The organism is Methylobacterium currus (genome assembly GCF_003058325.1).
Classification (GTDB): domain Bacteria; phylum Pseudomonadota; class Alphaproteobacteria; order Rhizobiales; family Beijerinckiaceae; genus Methylobacterium; species Methylobacterium currus.
Genome location: NZ_CP028843.1, coordinates 5,010,644 through 5,032,278, shown reverse-complemented (window position 1 = coordinate 5,032,278; position 21,635 = coordinate 5,010,644). Strand labels below are relative to the sequence as shown.

At 72.0% G+C, this 21,635-nt stretch carries 13 protein-coding genes; 7 read left to right on the top strand and 6 right to left on the bottom strand.

The features are described from left to right. The first annotated feature begins 42 nt into the window (after positions 1-42). A complete protein-coding gene (locus DA075_RS23255; RefSeq protein ID WP_099955240.1) occupies positions 43-2,229 on the top strand; it encodes a primosomal protein N' in 2,187 nt (728 codons plus the stop codon). 227 nt (positions 2,230-2,456) lie between these two features. Here DA075_RS23255 and DA075_RS23250 read toward each other — a convergent pair whose 3' ends face one another. Continuing rightward, positions 2,457-2,753, bottom strand: a complete 297-nt coding sequence (locus DA075_RS23250; protein ID WP_099955239.1) for a hypothetical protein — start codon at positions 2,751-2,753, stop codon at positions 2,457-2,459. A 333-nt stretch (positions 2,754-3,086) separates the two neighbouring features. Between DA075_RS23250 and DA075_RS23245 the strand changes: the two genes are divergently transcribed. Next, positions 3,087-4,025 (top strand): pirin family protein, encoded by a 939-nt coding sequence (locus DA075_RS23245; RefSeq protein WP_099955238.1) that lies wholly within the window; start codon positions 3,087-3,089, stop codon positions 4,023-4,025. A gap of 73 nt (positions 4,026-4,098) precedes the next feature. Here DA075_RS23245 and DA075_RS23240 read toward each other — a convergent pair whose 3' ends face one another. Both DA075_RS23240 and DA075_RS23235 read right to left on the bottom strand, forming a co-directional pair. Next, a complete protein-coding gene (locus DA075_RS23240; RefSeq protein ID WP_099955237.1) occupies positions 4,099-7,029 on the bottom strand; it encodes an FAD-binding and (Fe-S)-binding domain-containing protein in 2,931 nt (976 codons plus the stop codon). 124 nt (positions 7,030-7,153) lie between these two features. Further along, entirely contained in the window at positions 7,154-8,542 is a 1,389-nt protein-coding gene (locus tag DA075_RS23235; RefSeq protein WP_232387363.1) for an aminotransferase-like domain-containing protein, read from the bottom strand. A gap of 224 nt (positions 8,543-8,766) precedes the next feature. Between DA075_RS23235 and DA075_RS23230 the strand changes: the two genes are divergently transcribed. From DA075_RS23230 to DA075_RS23220, 3 genes are all read left to right on the top strand, one after another. Further along, entirely contained in the window at positions 8,767-10,050 is a 1,284-nt protein-coding gene (locus DA075_RS23230) for a hydroxymethylglutaryl-CoA reductase, degradative (RefSeq protein WP_099955235.1), read from the top strand. Positions 10,051-10,323: 273 nt separating this feature from the next. Then, on the top strand, positions 10,324-11,559 hold the full coding sequence (locus DA075_RS23225; RefSeq protein ID WP_099955234.1) for an ABC transporter substrate-binding protein: 1,236 nt from the start codon (positions 10,324-10,326) through the stop codon (positions 11,557-11,559). Next, complete coding sequence (locus tag DA075_RS23220; protein WP_099955233.1) at positions 11,556-12,452, top strand: hydroxymethylglutaryl-CoA lyase; 897 nt, start codon at positions 11,556-11,558, stop codon at positions 12,450-12,452. The genes DA075_RS23225 and DA075_RS23220 overlap by 4 nt, the downstream gene beginning before the upstream one ends. Before the next feature lie 130 nt (positions 12,453-12,582). Here DA075_RS23220 and recD2 read toward each other — a convergent pair whose 3' ends face one another. From recD2 to DA075_RS23205, 3 genes are all read right to left on the bottom strand, one after another. Further along, the gene (recD2, locus tag DA075_RS23215; RefSeq protein ID WP_099955232.1) at positions 12,583-14,823 is read right to left on the bottom strand and encodes an SF1B family DNA helicase RecD2; all 2,241 of its coding nucleotides are present in this window, start codon (positions 14,821-14,823) and stop codon (positions 12,583-12,585) included. Between the two features lie 51 nt (positions 14,824-14,874). Then, positions 14,875-15,708 carry an FkbM family methyltransferase gene (locus DA075_RS23210; protein WP_099955231.1) on the bottom strand — a complete coding sequence of 278 codons (834 nt, stop codon included), beginning with the start codon at positions 15,706-15,708 and terminating at the stop codon, positions 14,875-14,877. A gap of 130 nt (positions 15,709-15,838) precedes the next feature. Continuing rightward, on the bottom strand, positions 15,839-16,480 hold the full coding sequence (locus DA075_RS23205) for a DedA family protein (protein ID WP_099955230.1): 642 nt from the start codon (positions 16,478-16,480) through the stop codon (positions 15,839-15,841). Positions 16,481-16,776: 296 nt separating this feature from the next. Here DA075_RS23205 and DA075_RS23200 point away from each other — a divergent pair, with 296 nt between their 5' ends. After that, on the top strand, positions 16,777-18,159 hold the full coding sequence (locus DA075_RS23200) for an MdtA/MuxA family multidrug efflux RND transporter periplasmic adaptor subunit (protein WP_099955229.1): 1,383 nt from the start codon (positions 16,777-16,779) through the stop codon (positions 18,157-18,159). Positions 18,160-18,385: 226 nt separating this feature from the next. Continuing rightward, the gene (locus tag DA075_RS23195) at positions 18,386-21,505 is read left to right on the top strand and encodes an MdtB/MuxB family multidrug efflux RND transporter permease subunit (protein WP_099955228.1); all 3,120 of its coding nucleotides are present in this window, start codon (positions 18,386-18,388) and stop codon (positions 21,503-21,505) included. Positions 21,506-21,635: the final 130 nt, after the last annotated feature.

The following is a 21,635-nucleotide window of genomic DNA, read 5'->3' as shown; positions in this document are numbered from 1 at the left end:
GTTCCTATATGAACGGACGATGCCGTCCGCTCCGAAGCCCCGATGACCGCCCCGATCGCCGACGTCCTGATCCCGCTCGCCCTCGACCAGGCCTATAGCTACGCCGTGCCGCCCGAACTCACCCTCCAGGAGGGCGACGTGGTGCAGGTGCCGCTCGGGCCGCGGGAAACCGTCGGGGTGGTGTGGTCCCTGCGCGACGGCGCCGGCTCCAACCTGCGCCGGGTGAGCGGCCGGATCGGCGTCGAGGCCCTGAGCCCGGCGCTCCGCCGCCTCGTCGAGTGGATCGCCCGCTACACCCTGGCGCCGAAGGGCTCGGCGCTCGCCATGGCGCTCCGCCTGCCGGAGGAAAGCCGCACCGAGACCGCCCGGATCGGCGTGCGGGCGACCGGGATGCCGCCGAGCCGGATGACCCCGGCCCGGGCCAAGGTGGTGGCGGTGGCGGCCGACGGCGTGGTGCGGGGCAAGCGGGCGCTCAGCCTGGAGGCCGGGGTCAGCGCCGGGGTGGTCGACGGGCTCATCGACGACGGCGTGCTGGAGACCGTGGCGCTGGCGCCCGAGCGGGTCGCCGAGCCGCCCGATCCCGACCACCCGCACGACGCCCTCTCCGAGCCCCAGGCCGAGGCGGCGCGCGCGCTGATCGCCACCCTGACCGCGCCGCCCCCCGGCGGAGGCGCGGCGGGGGAGGGCGGCGTGACGCTGCTCGAAGGCGTGACCGGGTCGGGCAAGACGGAGGTCTATTTCGAGGTCGTGGCCGAGGCCCTGCGCCGGGGCGTGCAATCCCTGGTGCTGATGCCGGAGATCGCGCTGACCGCCCAGTTCCTCGACCGCTTCGCCAAGCGCTTCGGCGTGCGGCCCGCCGCCTGGCATTCCGGGGTCGGCGGGCGCCGGCGCGAGCGCATCCGGGCCGGCGTCGCCTCGGGCGAGGTGCAGGTGGTGGTGGGCGCCCGCTCGGCCTTGTTCCTGCCGTTCCGCAAGCTCGGCCTGATCGTGGTCGATGAGGAGCACGAAGGCGCCTACAAGCAGGATGATGGCGTCTGCTACCACGCCCGCGACATGGCGGTGGTGCGCGGCAAGCTGGAGAACGCCGCCGTGGTGCTGGCCTCGGCCACCCCCGCGATCGAGACCCGGGTGAATGCCGAGCGCGGCCGCTACCGCCGGGTGGTGATGCCCGAGCGCTTCGGCGGAAGGCGGCTGCCGGAGATCCGCGCCATCGACATGCGCACCGAGAAGGTGCCGCGCGGGCGCTACCTGTCGCCGAGCCTGGTCTCGGCCATCGCCGAGACCAACGCCCGGGGGGAGCAGGCGCTGCTCTTCCTCAACCGTCGCGGCTACGCGCCGCTGACCCTGTGCCGGGCCTGCGGCCACCGCTACCAATGCCCGAACTGCTCGACCTGGCTCGTCGAGCACCGCTTCCGCCGGGCGCTGGTCTGCCACCATTGCGGCCATGCCGAGCGGCGGCCCGAGGCCTGCACCGAGTGCGGCACCTTCGACAACCTGACCGCCTGCGGGCCGGGCGTCGAGCGCATCGCCGAGGAGGTCGCCGCCACCTTCCCGGACAAGCGGGTGATCGTGCTCTCAAGCGACTTTCCCGGCGGAGCCGAACGCTTGCGGGCCGAACTCCAGACCGTGGCCGAGGGCGGCTGCGACATCGTCGTCGGCACCCAGCTCGTCGCCAAGGGCCACAACTTCCCGCACCTGACCCTGGTCGGCGTGCTCGACGCCGATATCGGCCTCACCTCCGGCGATCCGCGCGCCGCCGAGCGCACCTTCCAGCTCCTGCAGCAGGTCACCGGCCGCGCCGGGCGCGGGGAGAAGCCGGGCCGGGCCCTCGTCCAGACCTACCAGCCCGAGCACCCGGTGATCGCCGCACTGATCTCGGGCGACGCCGAGCGCTTCTATGCCGAGGAGACGGCGGCGCGCGAGGTCGCCGGCCTGCCGCCCTTCGGGCGCCTCGCGGCCCTCGTGATCTCCTGCACCGACCGCGAGGCCGCCGAGGCCCATGGCCGGGCGCTCGCCCGCGTCGCCGAGCCGCCGCCCGGCGTGATGGTGCTCGGTCCCGCCGAGGCGCCGCTGGCCCTGGTGCGCGGCCGTTATCGCTTCCGCCTGCTGGTCAAGACCGAGCGCGAGATCGACCTCCAGAGCTACCTGCGCGACTGGCTCGCCCGGGGGCCGAAACCGCGGGGGAATCTGAAGGTCGGGATCGACGTCGACCCGCAGAGCTTCCTGTAGCCGTCACGGCGGCCTGGCCGCCGCACTTGCCGACCGGCCCCACCGCTCCCGCCGAGCCGCCGGTCCACCGCCGCGTCGCGCTGCGGGTCGCGCCGCTCCGTCCCGTCAGGCTTGGCGAAGGCCACCTCGACCCGACAATGCTTCGCGCGGCGCAGCCGGCGTTGAAGGCCGCACTTCTCCGGCACGGACTCGCCGCCGATCGTCATGCGGGCCCTGGATGGTCGGTTTTATGCCACCCGCTTCGGCGCCGCGATCCCGCCGCGGCCATGCACGCGCTCGAACAAGTCGTTGAGCTCGCTGCCGACGGTACGGGCGATGCGGGTCGAGGCGGCCCCCTCGCTCTGGTCCGTCACGATCGCCCGGAGCGCGTCCGCGGTGCGCTTCTCGATGGCGTAGAACAGGCTCTCGGCCGCCTTGGCGTTGGCGCTGAGCAACACCGAGGCGAGATCCTGGTAGGCCTCCTTGAGAAGATGGTGGGCCAGGCGCTCGGCTGCCTGTTCCTCCGTTAGCGCATCATGGCTCACGGCGCGATACCTCCTGTCAGTCACTCTGGAGCGTGCCTCCGCTGGATTGTGCCGGGCTTGTGTGCCGCTACGTCAGTTCGTCCGGCCCGAGGGTCGTGCGGTCCGTGCGGCCGGGCACGGACCGCCAGAGCCGCCGCCATCATCGTTCGGCGAGCGGCGAGCGGCGAGCGGCGCCCGCGCACCCGTCCGCGAGTTCGGCAGCATAGCAGTATGCGAAACGATGCGTTTCGGTCGTTTCCATTTTCAAGTGGAATGCAAGGCCTCAAGGTAGGGCCGTTCGGACGCACCCGGCCCGACACGATGCATCGGGCGCCGCGAGAAGGAGCATGAGCGATGAGCTGGCACAGTGCCGACGACCCGGTCCCGGGCGACCGCTTCAGCTGCGACGCGATCCAGACCCTGATCGTGCCGCGCTCGCGCGACCTCGGCTCGTTCGCGGTGAGGCGGGCGCTGCCCTCGACCCAGTGCCGGATGGTCGGCCCCTTCATCTTCTTCGACCAGATGGGCCCGTCGGAATTCCTGCTCGGGCAGGGCATGGACGTGCGGCCGCATCCGCATATCGGCCTCTCCACCGTCACCTACCTGTTCGACGGCGAGATCATGCACCGCGACAGCCTCGGCACCGAATTGCCGATCCGTCCGGGCGAGCTGAACTGGATGACGGCCGGGCGCGGCATCACCCATTCGGAGCGCACCGGCGGCGCCCTGCGGCAGACGGGCTCGCGGCTGTTCGGCCTCCAGAGCTGGGTCGCCCTGTCGGCGCAGGACGAGGAGACCGCCCCGGCCTTCGAGCATTACGACGCCGCCTCGCTGCCGATCGTCTCGGCCGAGGGCAAGACCGTCCGGCTGATCGCCGGCGAGGCCTATGGCGCGCGCTCGCCGGTGCGGACCTCGACCCCGATGGTCTATGCCGACGTGGCGCTTCAGGCCGGCGCCGTCCTGCCGCTCGACCCCGATTACGACGAGCGCGCGATCTACACGGTGTCGGGCGCGATCGAGATCGCCGGCGACGGCTTCGGCCCCGGCCAGCTCCTGGTCTTCCGCCCCGGCGACCGGATCAGCGTGCGGGCGACCGAAGAGTCCCGCTTCATGGTGCTGGGCGGCGAGCCGATGGACGGGCCGCGCCATCTCTGGTGGAACTTCGTCTCGTCGCGGCCGGAGCGGATCGCGCAGGCCAAGGAGGATTGGCGCCAGGGCCGGTTCGACACGGTGCCGAACGACGCCGAGTTCATTCCGCTGCCCGAGGACCCGCCGCCGGTGCGCTACCCGTAAGGGATGGGGCTCGGCGGGGCCCCGTCGGCTTCCGCGTCGCATAGGGACCCGTTCGTCGCCGCCGGGCTCACCGTCACGCCGCGTCGCGCGCCACGCCGTCGCGCGCCGGCTCCAGCGCCGCCGCGAGCACCTGGGCGACGTGGACAGCCTCGCGGCCGAGCCCGTCGCGGATCTGGTGGCGGCAGCTCGTCCCGTCGGCGACGACGAGGTCGGCGGGACCGGCGGCGCGCAGGGCCGGAAAGAGCGCGAGCTCGGCCATGGCGCGGGAGACCTGCTGCGTGTCGGCCCGGTAGCCGAAGGCGCCGGCCATCCCGCAGCAGCCCGACTCGATCACCCGCACATCGAGGTCCGGCACGGCGCGCAATACGGCCTCGACCGCGCCCATCGCCCCGAAGGCCTTCTGGTGGCAATGGCCGTGAAGGTGCGCGACCCGCCCGCCCTGAGGCGCGAGGGGCAGGGCGACGCGGCCCCGCGCGAGGTCGGCGGCGAGGACCTCCTCGAACAGCAGGGCCGCCTCGGCCAGCGCCCGGGTCTCCTCGCCCGGCAGGAGCGCCGCGACCTCGTCGCGGAAGGTCAGCAGGCAGGCCGGTTCGAGCCCGACGATCCGGGCGCCGGCCCGCACGAAGGGCAGGAGCGCGTCGCGGCTGCGCCGCGCCTCCGCGCGGGCGCGGTCGGTGTCGCCCGTCGCCAGGTAGGTGCGCCCGCAGCAGAGCGGCCGCGCCCCGCCCGCGGCGGCCACCCGGTGAAGCCGGTAGCCGGCGGCGCGCAGCACCCTGTCTGCCGCCTCCAGCGTCTCGCGCTCGAAGGCGCGGTTGAAGGTGTCGCCGAACAGGACGAGGTCGCGGCCGTCGCCCGCGACGTCGCCGGGATGGGCGATTTCGCCCGCCTCGCGCCAGGGCCGGCGCCAGCGCGGCAGCGGGCGCGCGGCGGAGAGCCCCAGCACCCGCTCCGACAGGCGCGCCAGCGCCGGCACCCGGTCGCGCAGGTTGAGGAGGGGAGCCAGCGCCGCGGCGGCCCCCGCATAGGCCGGCAGGTGGGCGAGCACGCGCTCGCCGAGGGAGCGCCCGTGGCGGGCATGGTAGTGGTGCAGAACCTCGATCTTCATCCGCGCCATGTCGACGCCGGTCGGGCATTCGCGGCGGCAGGCCTTGCAGGAGACGCAGAGGTCGAGCGCCCGCTTCGTCTCCGGCGCGGTGAGCGCGTCGGGCCCGAGCTGGCCCGAGAGGGCGAGGCGCAGGGTGTTGGCGCGGCCCCTTGTCAGGTGCTCCTCGGCCCGGGTGACCCGGTAGGACGGGCACATCGCCCCGCCGGCGAGCGTCCGGCAGGTGCCGTTGTTGTTGCACATCTCGACCGCGCCGCCGAGCCCGCCCCAGTCCGACCAGTCGAGGGCGGGTTCCGGCGCGGCGATCCGGTAGCCGTCCGAGAAGCGCATCAGGCTGCGGTCGTCCATCCGGAGCGGACGGACGATCTTGCCGGGATTGAGCCGGTTGCCGGGATCGAAGGCGTCCTTGACCGCCTCGAAGGCGCGGGCGAGGCGGGGGCCGAACATCGGCGCGACGAACTCGGAGCGCGAGATGCCGTCGCCGTGCTCGCCCGAATACGAGCCCTTGAAGCGGCGCACCAGCTCCGCCGTCTCCTCGGCGATGGCCCGCATCGTGGCGACGCCGCCGGCGCGCTTCAGGTCGAGGATCGGGCGCACGTGCAGGCAGCCGACCGAGGCGTGGGCGTACCAGGTGCCGGTGGTGCCGTGGCGGGCAAAGCACGCCGTGACCGCGTCGGTGTAGTCGGCCAGGTGCTCGAGCGGGACGGCGCAATCCTCGATGAACGACACCGGCTTCGCGTCGCCGCGCATCGACATCATGATGTTGAGGCAGGCCTCGCGCATCTCCCAGATCGTCCGCTGGCGTGCGGGCTCGCGGACCTCCACCACGGCGTCGGGAAAGCCGTGATCGGCCATGCAGGCGTCGAGTCTGCGCAGGTCCGCGGCCAGCGCCGAGGCCTCCTCGCCCGCGAACTCGACGAGCAGCAGGCAGTCCGGCTGCCCGCGAGTGATGTCGGCGAGGGTCGCGCGAAAGAGCGGGATGTCGGCGCCGAGCACCAGCACGTTGTTGTCGACGAGCTCGACCGCCGCAGGTCCCAGGGCGACGAGGGCCGTCACCGTCTCCATCGCCGCGCGGAAGGAGGGGAAGTGGCACACCCCCATGACCCGGTGGGCCGGCAGGCGTGCGAGCTTGAGCGTCACCGCGGTCGTCGCCGCGAGCGTCCCTTCCGAGCCGACGAGGAGATGGGCGAGGTTCGGGTGGGCACCAAGGAGCGCGTCCAGGTTGTAGCCGCCGACCCGGCGCTGCACCTGAGGGAACATCCGGAGGATCTCGTCGCGCTCGTCTCGCGCCAGCGCCAGCATGCGGCGCGACAGGTCTTCGATGCCGGACACGGCCTGCGACGAGAGCCGGAACGCGGTCCCGTCGGCGAGGAGCCCGTCGAGGCCGAGCACGTTGTCGACCATCTTGCCGTAACGCAGCGAACGGGCGCCGCAGGAATTGTTGCCGGCCATGCCGCCGATCGTGCAGCGGCTCGCCGTCGAGGGCTCGACGGGGAAGAACCAGCCGTCGGCCTTCAGGCGCGCGTTCAGGCGCTCCAGCACCGTGCCGGGCTCGACCGTCACCGTGCCGGCCTGCGCGTCGTAGGCGAGCACCCGGTCGAGGTGGCGCGTGCAATCGACCACGATGCCGTCGCCGATCGGCTGCCCGTTCTGCGAGGTGCCGCCGCCGCGCAGGATCACCGGCACGTCCTCGGCCGCGGCGACTGCCAGCACGGCCGCGACCTCCTCAGGGTTTCGTGGCAGGACCACGGCGCGGGGAAAGATCTGGTAGATCGAGGCGTCGGTGGCGTAGCGGCCGCGGTCGAAGCGGCTCGTCAGCACCTCGCCCGAGACGGCGCCGCGCAGGGCCCGCTCCAGGGCGCTCCCGTCGGTGGCGCCGGCTGGGTCCAGGGTCCCGTGCATCGCGGCCTCCCCTCTCGGCCTCTCTGCGGGCGGGCGTCGGGCCGGCTCCCGTCTTGTCTGGTCTTCATGATACAGGATTCGCGCCGTTACACAGCGGCGGAACGCGGCGTCGGTTCCGGGCGGCTCATGGCGTGCTCGACGGGCCGCCGGTCTCCTCGCGCAGGAACCGCGCGAAGCGCGGATCACCCAGATACGCGACGTTGACCCGCATCATCGGCGGGCCGGCCGCGCCCTCCGGCAGAAAAAGGCCGCCCGGCGCGATCAGGATGCTGCGCGCGGCGGCCCTGCGCGACAGGGCGTCGAGATCGCACGCCTCCGGCAGGCCGCACCAGAGATAGAAGCCGCCCCGGGGCTCCCCGAAGACCGGCAGGCCGAGGCCGTGCAGGACCGCCCGGCCCTGGAGCGTCGCCGCCTCGATCCGGCCGCCGAGCCGGCGCAGGTGGCGGCGGTAGCGCCCGCTCTCGATCAGGTCGTGGACGACCCGCTCGACGAAACCCGAGCTGTTGACGCTCGTCAGCATCTTGAGGTCGCGCAGGGCTTCCCGCACCTCGGGCCGAGCCGCAACGTAGCCGCAGCGCAAGCTGGCCGAGAGGGTCTTGGCGAAGGTGCCGACGTAGATCACCCGGTCGAGCTGGTCGAGGGCGGCGAGCCGGGGCTGCGCCGCCGGCAGCACGTCGGCGAAGGGATCGCTCTCGACGATCCGGAGATCGAGGGCGCCGGCGCGCTGGAGCAGCCGGTGGGCGACCGGCAGGGTGAGCGAGCACCCGGTCGGGTTGTGGGCGAGCGAGTGGGTGAAGAACAGCCGCGCGCCACTGGCCCGTGCCATCGCCTCCAGATGGGCGACGTCCGGCCCGTCCGGGTTGCGCCGCACCCCGACGATCCGGGCCTTGGCGAGCCGCAGCTTGCCGAAGAGCGGATAGTAGCCGGGCGAGTCGACCAGCACCGGCTCGCCGGGCGCCACGAACTGGCGGATGATCAGGTCGAGGGCGTGGTTGGCGCCCGCGGTCAGCAGCACGTCCTCCGGGGCGGCGTGGATCGACCGCTCGGCGAGCCGCAAGGCGAGGCTCCGGCGCAGCGGCAGGTAGCCGTCCGGGCTGCCGTAGCTCTCGCTCGCCGCATGGCGCGACGGCCTCGCATGGCGGCCGACCTCCGCGCTCTCCATCCAGGCCGGCGGCGGGCGCCCGTCGCCGACGCGCACGTCGTAGTGCCGGTCCAGCTGCTCGCGCAGCAGCCAGATGCTGTCCACCGCTTGGAGCGGGACAGGCGGCGGCGGCGCGACCGGGGCTGGGCGGCGCCCCGAGACGTAGAAGCCCGAGCCCGGCCGGCTCTCGACCCGGCCCGAGGCGACGAGGCGCTCATAGGCGTTGACGACGGTGTTCTTCGACACCGCGAAGGCGGAGGCCGCCGCCCGGATCGAGGGCAGGCGCTCGCCTTGGCGCAGGAGCCCGCGGTCGATCCGCTCCGCCAGCCCGGCGACCACCTGCTCGACCCGGGTCCGGGGCTCGGGCGTCACGATCGTATCCATCGGACTGAGGGTACGGTCACTCCGGAAAAGGCGCAAAGCGTTCCTTGTGGGGAGGATACGGATGGGTACGGTGCAGGCAACGGGCAGGTTCTTACAAGCCCGGACGAGGGAGAGCGACGCCCCGGCCACCGTGCCCCATCCGGGCCTCCGGGGTCCCCCTCGTCCGGCGCGTGCGGACCGCCCGATCGCGATGCCGATCGACGAGACACCCCATGCAGGACACGACCCGGGCGAACCGCACCTCGCGCATCGCCGGCTTCCATAAGAAGACCCCGCGCGAGCGCCTCGACCTCGTTGCCGCCTTCGCCGACCTCTCGGAATCCGAGGTCGCGCATCTCGCCGAGTTCGGCAACCTCGCCCCCGATCTCGCCGACCGGCTGATCGAGAACGTCGTCGGCACCATGAACGTGCCGGTCGGCATCGCGACCAACATGCGGATCGACGGCGAGGACGTGCTGATCCCGATGGCGACCGAGGAATCCTCGGTGGTGGCCGCGGTCTGCAACGCGGCGCGCCAGGTCTACGAGGACGGCTTCACCACCTCGGTCTCCGGCAACCTGATGATCGCACAGGTGCAGGCGGTCGGGGTCAGCGATCCTCACGCGGCGCGCCTGCGCATCCTGGAGCAGCGCGAGGTCTTGCGCGCGCTCTGCGACGCCTGCGATCCGGTGCTGGTGCGCCTCGGCGGGGGCCTGCGCGACGTCGAGGTGCGGGTGCTCGACAGCTTGAGCGGCCCGATGGTGGTGACCCACCTGATCGTCGACACCCGCGACGCGATGGGGGCGAACGCCGTCAACACCATGGCGGAGGCGGTGGCGCCTCACATTGCCGGCTGGAGCGGGGGCCGCGTCTACCTGCGCATCCTCTCGAACCTCGCCGACCGGCGCCTCGCCCGCGCCCACGCCGTCTGGCGCACCGACGCGATCGGCGGGCCCGAGGTGCGCGATGGCATCATCAGCGCCTACCACCTCGCCGAGGCCGATCCCTACCGCGCCGCGACCCACAACAAGGGCATCATGAACGGGATCGACGCCGTCGTGCTCGCCACCGGCAACGACACGCGGGCGATCGAGGCCGGGGCGCACGCCTACGCGGCGCGCTCGGGCCGCTATACCAGCCTCACCCGCTACGAGGTCACGGCCTCGGGCGACCTCAGCGCCTCGATCGAGCTGCCGCTGGCCGTCGGCCTGGTCGGCGGGGCGACCAAGCTCCATCCGACCGCGCAGGCCTGCCTGAAGATCCTCGGCGCGACGACGGCCGAGCGCCTGGCGCGGATCATCGCGGCGGTCGGGCTGGCGCAGAATTTCTCCGCCCTCAAGGCGCTCGCCACCACGGGCATCCAGAAGGGCCACATGGCGCTGCATGCCCAGAACATCGCCATGATGGCCGGCGCGGTCGGCGAGGAGATCGAGGCGGTGGCGCGGGTGCTGGTCGAAGGCCATCGCGTCCGCCTCGACGTGGCGCAGGAGGTGCTGGCCGGGATCCGGCGGGGGTGAGGGGCGCATCGCCCTCTGCCGCAGCCCTGTCCAGCCCGCGGCCTCGTCCTGAGGTGTCAGCCGATTGAACATCGACTGACCCCGAAGGAGGTCTCCAGATTGCGCCGAGACTTCTGGACCCTCCTTCGAGGCCTCCGCTTTGCGCGCGATATTCGATCGCCTGCACCTCAGGATGAGGTTGCGGGTGGGGCAAGCAGGGCCTTTCAGGCCTGCAACAAGATCCGAGCAGCCACCGATCCGCCAATCAACAAACACCAGAACGGGAGGAGAACCATGCCGAAAGCCAGCCGCACCCGAACCGCCCGCCTCGCCGCCCGCCTGCTCGCCGGCGCCGCCCTCCTCGTCGCGGCCGGTGCCGCCCGCGCCGAGGTGAACGTGGTGAAGCTCGGGGTGCTCACCGACCTCAGCGGATTCGCCGCCGATTCCACCGGCGAAGGCTCGGTGGTCGCGGCCCGGCTCGCGGTGGAGGACTTTCTCAAGGAGCAGCCCAGGATCAAGGTCGAGGTGATCCAGTCCGATCACCAGAACAAGCCCGATATCGGCTCGGCCACCGCCCGCCGCTGGATCGCCGAGGGCCAGGTCGATGCCATCCTCGACGTGCCGTTCTCCTCGGTGGCGCTCGCCGTGCAGGAGGTGGTGCGCGACTCGAAGGCCGCCTTTATCGCCTCGGGCCCCGGCACCTCGGACCTGACCGGCCCGAAATGCTCGGCCAACACCGTGCACTGGACCTACGACACCTGGGCGCTCGCCCACGGCACCGCGCTCGCGCTCGTGCGCGCCGGCAAGACCAAGTGGTTCTTCCTCACCGCCGACTACGCCTTCGGCCACGCGCTCGAGGCCGATGCCGCGCGCGTGGTCAAGCAGGAGGGCGGCACGGTGGTCGGCGGCGTGCGCCATCCGACGGCGGCGGCGGATTTCTCCTCGTTCCTGCTCCAGGCCCAAGCCAGCCGCGCCCAGGTGATCGCCCTGGCCAACGCCGTCGGCGACACGGTCAACTCGGTCAAGCAGGCCGCGGAGTTCGGCATCACCGGCGGCGGCCAGGACCTTGCGGCCCTGCTGATGCAGCTCTCCGACGTGCACGCGATCGGCCTCAAGGACGCGCAGGGGCTCTACCTGACGGAAGGGTTCTACTGGGACACCGATCCCGGCACCCGCGCCTTCGCCGACCGCTTCGCTCAAGCGATGAAGGGCCGCCGGCCGACCGCCAACCAGGCCGGCGTCTATGCGGGCGCGCTCGCCTATCTGCGCGCCGCGGCGGCGTCCGGCAGCACCGACGGGCGCACCGTCGTCGCCCGGATGAAGGCGGAGCCGACCAACGACCCGCTGTTCGGCGAGGGCCGGGTGCGCGAGGACGGTCGCCACATCCACCCGATGTACCTGTTCCAGGTGAAGACCCCCGCCGAGTCGAAGGGCCCGTTCGACTACTACAAGCGCGTGCAGACGATTCCCGCGGCCGAGGCGTTCCGGCCGCTGGCCGAGGGGCGCTGCCCGCTGGTCAAGGCGCCGTGACCCTCCCGTCCCGGGTCCGGATCGTCGAGGTCGGTCCGCGCGACGGGCTGCAGAACGAGCCCGTCACGGTGCCGGTCGCGGTCAGGGTCGGGCTGATCGAGCGCCTGCGCGCCGCGGGCCTGACGTCGATCGAGGTCGGCAGCTTCGTCTCCCCGCGCTGGGTGCCGCAGATGGCCGACACCGCCGCGGTGATGGCCCGGCTGCCGCCCAACCCGGGCGGCCGCTACACCGTGCTGGTGCCGAACCTGAAGGGGTTCGAGGCGGCGCGGGCGGCCGGCGCCGACGAGGTCGCGATCTTCGCCTCGGCCTCCGAGGCGTTCTCGCGGGCCAACATCAACTGCTCGATCGCCCAGAGCCTGGAGCGGTTCGTGCCCGTGGCGGAAGCGGCCCGCGCCGCCGGGATCGCCTTGCGGGGCTACGTCTCCTGCGTCCTCGGCTGCCCCTACGAGGGGGCGGTGGCGCCGCAGCCTGTGGCGTCGGTGGCCCGCCGGCTCGTCGAGATCGGCTGCCGCGAGGTCTCGCTCGGCGACACGATCGGGGCCGGCGCGCCGGATCAGGCCCGGGCCTGCGTCGCAGCGGTGGCGGCGCTGGTGCCGCCGGAGCGGCTCGCCCTGCATTTCCACGACACGCGGGGCCTGGCGCTCGCCAATATCCGCGCCTGCCTCGACCTCGGGGTGAGCGTGGTCGATGCCGCCGTCGCGGGCCTCGGCGGCTGCCCCTACGCGGCCGGGGCCACCGGCAACGTCGCCACCGAGGGCGTGGTGGCCGACCTCGCCCGCCTCGGCATCGACACCGGAATCGATGCCGCCCGTCTCGCCGAGGCCGGCCACTTCATCACCGACCATCTGGCCGAGGCCCGTGCCGATGCGGTGCGGCCCGCGGGCATCCGGTAGAGGGTTGGGAGCGGAAGCGTTGCGGCGATGCGAGCCAGGCGGCCGGACCCGGTCACGACAGCTCCAGGACCAAGGTGGACCTGACCCGACCGGGCAGGCTCGACCCGCCGGAGGCCTCTGGGCCGGAGGCCTACGGGATGGAGCGGCGCCGGGCGCCGCCGACGCGACTCGGGGCCTGCCCCTGCAACCACTCCGCCAGCTTCGTGAAGCGCGGACGCGCCCCGGCCCGCACCGCGATCGCCACGGCCCGGCTCTGCGCCACCAGCACCACCAGCCGTTTGCCCCTCGTCACGCCCGTATAGAGGAGGTTGCGAGCGAGCATCGTGTAGTGCTGGAGCGCCAACGGGATCACCACGGCGGGGTATTCCGAGCCTTGCGACTTGTGGATCGTGATGGCGTAGGCGGGGCTCAAGGCGTCGAGCTCCTCGAACGGCCAGGTCACCTCGCGCAAAGTCACGTCCGGGCCCTCGAAGCCCGCGACCAGCAAACCCTCCTCGGGATCGACCCGCAAAACCACTCCGAGATCGCCGTTGAACACCTCGCGGTCGTAGTCGTTCTGCCCCACCATCACCCGGTCGCCCGGGGCGAAGACCCAGCCGAAGCGCTCGACCGAGACCGGCGGGTTCGGGTTCAGCACCCGCTGGAGCGCCTGGTTGAGGTGGCGGCTCCCCAAGGCGCCGCGGGTCATCGGGCAGAGCACCTGCACGTCCTTGACCGGGTCGAGGCCGAAGCGGCGCGGGATGCGCTTCGCGACGATCTCGACCAGCTTCTCGGCCCCGGCCTCCGGATCGTCGATCTTCACCACGAAGAAGTCGCCCTCCGGCGTGTCGGCGCCCTCGGGCATTTTGCCCGCGTTGATCCGGTGGGCGGCCGTGACGATCCGGCTCTCGGCGGCCTGGCGGAAGACTTCCGTCAGGCGCGCCACGGCGACGCGGCCGGAGGCGATCACGTCGGCGAGCACCCGGCCCGGCCCGACGGAGGGGAGCTGGTCGACATCGCCGACGAGCCAGAGGGCGGCGTGGCGCGGCAGGGCCCGGGTGAGGGCGTTCATCAGCGGCACGTCGATCATCGAGGCCTCGTCCAGGACCAGCAGGTCGCAGGACAGCGGGCTGTGCTCGTTGCGCTGGAATCCGCCGTGGCGCGGATCGATCTCGAGCAGGCGGTGGATGGTCCTGGCCTCGCGCCCGGTCTGCTCGCTCATCCGTTTGGCCGCGCGGCCCGTCGGGGCGGCGAGCAGCACCTCGGCACCCGCCTCGTCCAGCATCCGCAGCAGCGCGTCGAGGGTGCTGGTCTTGCCGACGCCGGGCCCGCCGGTCATCACCGCCACCTTGGCGTTGAGCAGCGTCGCCGCGGCGGCCCGCTGCGAGGGCGAGAGCGGCCGGCCGGTCCCGGCCTCGACCGTCGCCAGCGCCGCCCCGGTGTCGATCTCGTCCCAGGGCAGGGGCGCGTCGTCGAGGGCGATCAGCCGCTCGGCGATGGCCTGTTCCGCCGCGTGCAGGCCGCGCAGGAAAAGGTGGGGCACGTCGGAAATCGTGTCCATCACCACCGACTCGCCGCCGACCTCCTCGACGAGGGCGGTGCGCAACAGGCCCGCATCGACCGCCAGCAGCTCGGCCGCGCGGGTAATCAAGTCCGGCACCGGCAGGGCGCAGTGGCCGTCATCCATCGCCGCCTGGAGCGCGTAGGCGAGGCCGGCGCGCAGGCGCTCGGGCGCGGTCGGCGACAGGCCGAGCCGGGCCGCGATGGCATCCGCGGTGCGAAAGCCGATGCCGCGCACGTCGCGGGCGAGGCGATAGGGGTCCTCGGTCATCACCGCGACCGAGTCGGTGCCGTAGGTCTTGAAGATCCGCACGGCCCGGGCGGTGCCGACGCCGTGGGCGTGCAGGAACACCATGATCTCCCGCACGGCCTTGTGCTCGGCCCAGGCCGCCGTGATCCGCGCCGCCCGGGTCGGGCCGATGCCCGACACCTCGGTCAGGCGCTCCGGCTGTGCCTCGATCACCCCGAAGGTGTCGGCCCCGAAGGCCGCGACGATGCGCTTGGCCATCTCCGGCCCGATCCCGCGCATCTGGCCCGAGGCGAGGTAGCGGGCGATGCCCTCCACGCCGGTGGGCGGCGTCGCCGCGAGCGTGTCGGCACGGAACTGCAGCCCGTGCTCGCGGTCGCTGACCCAGGCGCCCGTCGCGGTCACCCATTCGCCCGCGGCCACCGCCGGGGCGTGCCCGATCACCGCCACGAGGTCGCGCCGGCCCCGCGCCTTGACCTTCAGGACGCAGAACCCGCTCTCGGCATTGTGGAAGGTGACGCGCTCGATCGACCCGGCGAGGGCGTCGGGCGAGCGGGAGCGCGGGGGAGCGGCGAAGGCGGCCATCGGCACGCCCTCAGATCGGAAAGGAGCGGGGGCGCCGCAAGGGCCGGCCCGCTACCCCTCCCGCTCGAAGATCAGGTTCAGCCGCGTCTTGGCGATGCGGCGGTAGCCGTGGCGGGTGAGGAGGGCGTCGAGGTCGGTCTGCCACAGGTCGGTGCCGTCCTCGACGACGAGGAGGCGCGGGTGCAGGGATGGCGGCGCCTGGCGCAGGAAGGGCTCGAGGATCAGGTCCTCGGCGCCCTCGACGTCGAGCTTGATCGCGTCGATCCGGGTCAGGCCCTCGCCGCGCACCAAGTCGAGGAGCGGGACCGCCGGCACCCGGATCGCCGCCCCCTCGTTGGTGCCCACCACCTTCAGGCTCGATTCGCCCCGGTTGCGGGGATCGACGAACAGGGTCATCTCGCCGGCCTTGTCGGCCACCGCGCAGGCCACCGCCTTGACGCTGCCGAACGGGTTCTGGGCGATGTTGAAGGTGAGCTTGTCGAAGATGTCCGGCTGCGGCTCCACCGCCAGGATCCGCGCGCCCGGACCGGCGGCCGCCGCCACGAACAGCGCGTAGGCGCCGACATTCGCCCCGATATCGAGGAAGACGCAGTCCGGCCCGATCCGCTCGGCCAGGATCCGTCTCTCCAGCGGATCGAAGAACTGCGGGGTGAAGAGCACCTTCTTCTCGCAGTTGTTGTTGTAGGGGTGCAGCCGCATGCGCGCGCCGTAGCGCTCGACGTCGAGGGGCCGGCCGCGCAGCAGGCGGATGGCGCAGCGGCGCAGGAACAGGGCGAGGCGCCGGGCGCGCCAGCTCTCGTCGGGCAGGCGCTCGGTGCGCGAGAGGATCCAGCGCACGAGCCCGGCGGGCGCGAAGGTGCCGAAGGGATGGGTGGTCTGTGTCATCGGGCCGGTTCGAAGCCGCGGCGCACCGCGGCCGCCCCGCGCGACGGCGAGGCGGGTGAAACATCGTGACGTCAAAGTCTCTCGGCGCGCCTCATGCCACCGGTCGGCGCGGGCGGCAATGCGCGCGGCGTCAGGCGAGGGGGCCGGGGATCGCCTGCTCGGCCTCGTGGGTCAGCCGCGCCTCGTGCCGGCGCACGAACAGCCACAGGGCGATGCCGCCGAACACCACGAAGGCCAGGAGGCCGAGGCCGATCGGCCCGACGACGTGCTCGATCGAGCGCCCGCACAGATAGGCGCCGAAGCCCATCAGCGAGGCCCAGGCGATGCCGCCGGCGGCGTTGAACAGGAAGAAGCGGCGGGCGTCGAACTGGTTCACCCCGGCGAGCAACGCCGCGTAGGCGCGCAGCATGGCGGTGAAGCGGCCGAAGAACACGATCTTGCCGCCGTGGCGCTGGAACAGATACTGGCCGAGCTTGAGCCGGCGATGATCGAGGGCGATCTTCGCACCGTGCTTGAGCAGCAGCGGCATGCCCCAACGCCGGCCGACCCAGTAGCCGACATTGTCGCCGATGATCGCGGCCGCCGCCGCCGCCAGCACCACGAGCCCGATGCGCAGCTGCCCGGTCGAGCCGGCATAGACGGCCGCCGAGATCAGCGCGGTCTCGCCCGGCATCGGCACGCCCGCGCTCTCGAGGGTGATGACCAGGAAGATCGCCCAATAGCCGTAATGGGAGATCAGGTCGGCGACCGGCAGGTCGTGGAGAAAGTGCATTCTGGTTCCGCTGGCACGCGATGCAGGGCGGCGCCATGTCGCGCCCCGATCCCCTGAGATAAGGGGATCGATCGTGGCTCTTCCAGGGCAGCGCGCGGGCGTCGTTCAGCAATCGTGAGGCAACATGGTCGTCGTACTGGCGACGCATTGCCGTGCGGAATGCCTGCGGGGGCCCGCGTCCGCGGGCGACCGGTCGGAAGGCGACGTGCCGCAGGCGCAAGTCTGCCCGGTCGGCACGACATGAGGGGCGTCGCGGGGGCGAGGTTGGTGTTTCCAGGTCCGGGCTGTCCAGATCGATGAACGAATTGTCTCCCATCCGGACCGACGACGCGGTCGAGGCGCCACCCCGCCGGCGCGGTCGCGGGCTGGTCTGGTTCCTGGTGCTGCTGGCGCTCGCCGGCGGCGGGTACTGGGCTTACCGGACTTACTTTCCCGACGGGTTCAGGAAGCCCCAGACGCAGCAGGCCGGTGCCGGCCGGCGCGGCGGCGGTCGCCGGGGCGCGGGCGGGGAGGGACCGCAGGCGGTCGGCGTCGCCACCGTGCAGAAGGGCGACATGCCGGTGGTGCTGTCGGGCCTCGGCACGGTGACGCCGCTCGCCACCGTGACGGTGCGCTCGCAGGTGAGCGGCTACCTGACCCAGATCGGTTTTCGCGAGGGCCAGACCGTCAAGGCCGGCGACTTCCTGGCCCAGATCGACGTGCGCCCCTACGAGGCTTTGCTCGCGCAGTACCAGGGCCAGCTCCTGCGCGACCAGGCATTGTTGCAGAACGCGCGCCTCGACCTCGTTCGCTACCAGACCCTGAACCGGCAGGACTCGATCTCGAAGCAGAACGTCGACACGCAGGCCGCCACGGTCAAGCAGTACGAGGGCGTCGTCGCCTCCGACCAGGCGCAGATCGACCAGCAGAAGCTCAACATCCAATACGGCCGCATCACCTCGCCGGTCGAGGGCCGGGTCGGCCTGCGCCAGATCGACCAGGGCAACTACGTCACCGCCGCCTCGACCGGCATCGTCGTCGTGACGCAGCTCCATCCGATCTCGGTGCTGTTCACCCTGCCGGAGACCGTGCTGTCGCGGGTGATGGACCGGCTGCGCGCCGGCGCCACCCTGCCGGTGCGGGTCTTCGACCGCTCCGACACCACCGAGATCGCCCGCGGCACCCTCGACACCGTCGACAACCAGATCGACGTCACCACCGGCACGGTGAAGCTGCGGGCGCTGTTTCCCAACAAGGACGACCGGCTGTTTCCCAACCAGTTCGTCAATGCCCGCCTCGACGTCGATACGGTGCGCGACGCGGCGTTGGTCCCGGCGGCGGCGGTCCTGCGCGGCACGCCCGGCACCTACGTCTACCTGCTCACCGGCGAGGACAAGGTCGCGGTGCGCCCGATCGAGATCGGCGAGAGCGACGGGGTGCGGACCGTGGTGACGAAGGGGCTGGCGGTCGGCGACCGGGTGGTGGTCGACGGGACCGACCGGCTGAAGGACGGGGCGCAGGTGCGGGTGACCGGCGGCCGGCCCGAGAAGGCGGCCGGGCCGGAGGCGGAGGCGAAGCCCGTGCAGCCGACGGAGGGGGAGGGCGCCGCCCCGCCGCGTCAGGACGGGCAGCGCCAGGAGGGGCCGCGTCCCGAGGGTGAGCGCCCGCACCGCCGCCGGCAGCAGAGCCAGAACCCGTGACTTTGACGTGGCACGCCGCCGAGAACCCTCCCCCCTCTGCGGGGGAGGGTGCCCCGCGGAGCGGGGCGGGAAAGGGGAACCCCGTTTCCGGGAAGGTCGCGCTTGTTCTGATGGGCGCCATCTGGAGCAGCGTCACGCTGCCCCTCTCCCGGTTCACTGCGTTCGCCACCCTCCCCCGCAGAGGGGGGAGGGTTAGGGGCGGCGCGCCCTTCGAGGGGGCCGCCCGATGAACCCGTCCCGCCTGTTCATCCTGCGGCCGGTCGCCACCACGCTCCTGATGCTGGCGATCCTGCTCACCGGCCTGATCTCCTACTTCAACCTGCCCCTCTCGGCCCTGCCCTCGGTCGATTACCCGACGATCCAGGTCCAGACCTTCTATCCCGGTGCCAGCCCCGAGGTGATGACCTCGGCGGTGACGGCGCCGCTCGAGCGGCAATTCGGCCAGCTCGCCAACCTCAACCAGATGACGTCGCAATCCTCGGCCGGCGCGTCCGTCATCACGCTCCAATTCAGCCTCGACCTCGGCATCGACATCGCGACGCAGGAAGTCCAGGCCGCCATCAACGCCGCCGGCAACCTCCTGCCGAGCGACCTGCCGGCCCCACCGGTCTACGCCAAGGTCAATCCGGCCGACGCGCCGATCCTGACGCTCGCGCTCACCTCCAAGACCCTGGCCCTGACGCAGGTCCGCGACCTCGCCGAGACGCGGCTCGCGCAGAAGATCAGCCAGGTCTCGGGCGTCGGCCTCGTCTCGATGGCGGGCGGGCAGCGGCCGGCCGTGCGGGTGCGGTTCAACGCGACGGCGCTCGCGGCCTACGGGCTCAACATCGACGATCTGCGCACCACCATCAACAACCTCAACGTCAACACCCCGAAGGGCTCGATCGACGGGCCGACCCAGTCCTTCACCATCAACGCCAACGACCAGATCCGCGACCCCAAAGCCTATCGCGACGCGGTGATCGCCTACCGCAACGGCGCGCCGGTGCGGCTCTCGGCGGTGGCCGAGGTGGTGGAGGGGGCGGAGAACACCCAGCTCGGCGCCTGGATGGACACGACCCCGGCGGTGATCCTCAACATCCAGCGCCAGCCCGGCGCCAACGTCATCGCGGTGGTCGACCGGATCAAGGCGCTGCTGCCGCAGCTCCAGGCAACCCTTCCGGCCGCGATCCAGGTGACGCCGCTCACCGACCGCACGGTGACGATCCGCGCCTCCGTCGAAGACGTGCAGGTCGAGCTTCTCCTCGCCATCGCCCTCGTGGTGCTGGTGATCTTCCTCTTTCTGCGCTCGCTGTCCGCCACCCTGATCCCGAGCCTGTCGGTGCCGCTTTCCCTCGTCGGGGCGCTCGCGGTCATGGACCTGTGGGGCTTCTCCCTCGACAACCTGTCCCTGATGGCGCTCACCATCGCGACCGGCTTCGTCGTGGACGACGCGATCGTGGTGATCGAGAACATCGCCCGACACGTCGAGGAGGGCGACAGCCCGATGGAGGCGGCCCTCAAGGGCTCGCGAGAGATCGGCTTCACCATCATCTCGCTCACCGTGTCGCTGCTCGCGGTGCTGATCCCGCTCCTGTTCATGGGCGAGGTGGTCGGCCGGCTCTTTCACGAATTCGCCATCACGCTCGCCGCGACCATCGTGATCTCCGGCGTGGTCTCCCTGACCCTGGTGCCGATGCTGTGCGCGCGCCTGCTGCGCCACCAGCCGCCCCAGGCCCGCGCCGCCGGGCGGATCGCCAGCGCCGGGCGCCGGCTGATGGAGGGCGGCATCGCGTTCTACGGCCGGACGCTCCGGGGCGTGCTGGCCTGGCAGGGCCTGACGCTTCTGGTGGCCTTGGGCACGCTCGTCGTCACGATCTACATGTACGTCGTGATCCCGAAGGGCTTCTTCCCGGTCCAGGATACCGGGCTGATCCAGGGCATCACCCAGGCCGACCAGACCGTGTCGTACCGGGCGATGGCCGAGCGGCAGCAGCGCCTGGCGGAGGAAGTCCTGAAGGACCCGGACGTGGTCAGCCTGTCGTCGTTCATCGGCGTCGACGGCCAGAACGTGACGCTCAATTCCGGCCGCTTCCTCATCAACCTCCGCCCGCGCGAGGAGCGGGCGGAGAACGCGAGCGCGATCATCCGGCGGATCAACGCCCGGGTCGCCGACGTGCCGGGCATCGCCCTGTTCATGCAGCCGGTCCAGGACCTCACCATCGACACGGCGGTGAGCGCCACGCAGTACCAGTTCATCCTGGAGAACCCGGATCTCGGCGCCTTCGACATCTGGGTCCCGCGCCTCGTCGAGCGCTTGAAGCAGATCCCCGACCTCGCCGACGTGGCGAGCGACCGGCAGGCAAGCGGGTTGGCGGCCTACGTCACCATCGACCGCGCGACGGCGGGCCGCTACGGCATCACCCCGGCCTCGGTCGACAACGCACTCTACGACGCCTTCGGCCAGCGCATCATCTCGACGATCTTCACCCAGTCGAACCAGTACCGGGTGATCCTGGAGGCCGATCCGGACCTGCACCGGACGCTCGATTCGCTGTCGCGGATCTACCTGCCGTCCTCCACCGCCACCAACGGCCAGGTGCCGCTCACCGCGATCGCCCAGGTGAGCGAGCGCCGGGCGCCGCTCCTGATCAGTCATCTCGGCCAGTTCCCGGCGACCACGATCTCGTTCAACCTCGCCCCCGGCGCCTCGCTGGGTCCGGCGGTCGCGGCGATCAAGGCGGCGGAGGCGGAGCTCGGGATGCCCGACAGCTTCCGGCTGATCTTCCAGGGCTCGGCGCTGGCCTTCCAGGCCTCGCTCGACAACACCCTGTTCCTGGTGCTCGCCGCCATCGTCACGGTCTACATCGTGCTCGGCGTGCTCTACGAGAGCTTCGTCCACCCGATCACGATCCTGTCGACCCTGCCCTCGGCCGGCATCGGGGCGCTGGCCGGCCTGATGCTGTTCAACCACGACCTCGACATCATCGGCATCATCGGCATCGTTCTGTTGATCGGCATCGTGAAGAAGAACGCCATCATGATGATCGACTTCGCGCTCCAGGCCGAGCGCGAGGAGGGCATGAGCCCGCGGGAGGCGATCTACGAGGCCTGCATCCTGCGCTTCCGCCCGATCATGATGACGACCTTCGCGGCCCTGTTCGCGGCGGTGCCGCTCATTCTCGGGACCGGCACCGGCTCGGAGCTGCGCCAGCCGCTCGGCATCTCGATCGCCGGCGGCTTGATCGTGAGCCAGGTGCTGACGCTCTACACCACGCCGGTGATCTACCTCGCCTTCGACCGGCTCGGGCGCCGGTTGAGCGGACGGCGCCGGAGCGGGCTGGCGCCCGGGGAGGCGGTGCCGTGAGGGGCACGAGGCCTGAGCGCATGAACCTTCCCCCCTCCGCGGGGGAAGGTGGCGAGCGAAGCGAGCCGGGAGAGGGGCAGCGCGACGCTTATCCAGCTCGCGCCCGTCAGAACGGTTCAGTCCGTTCCGG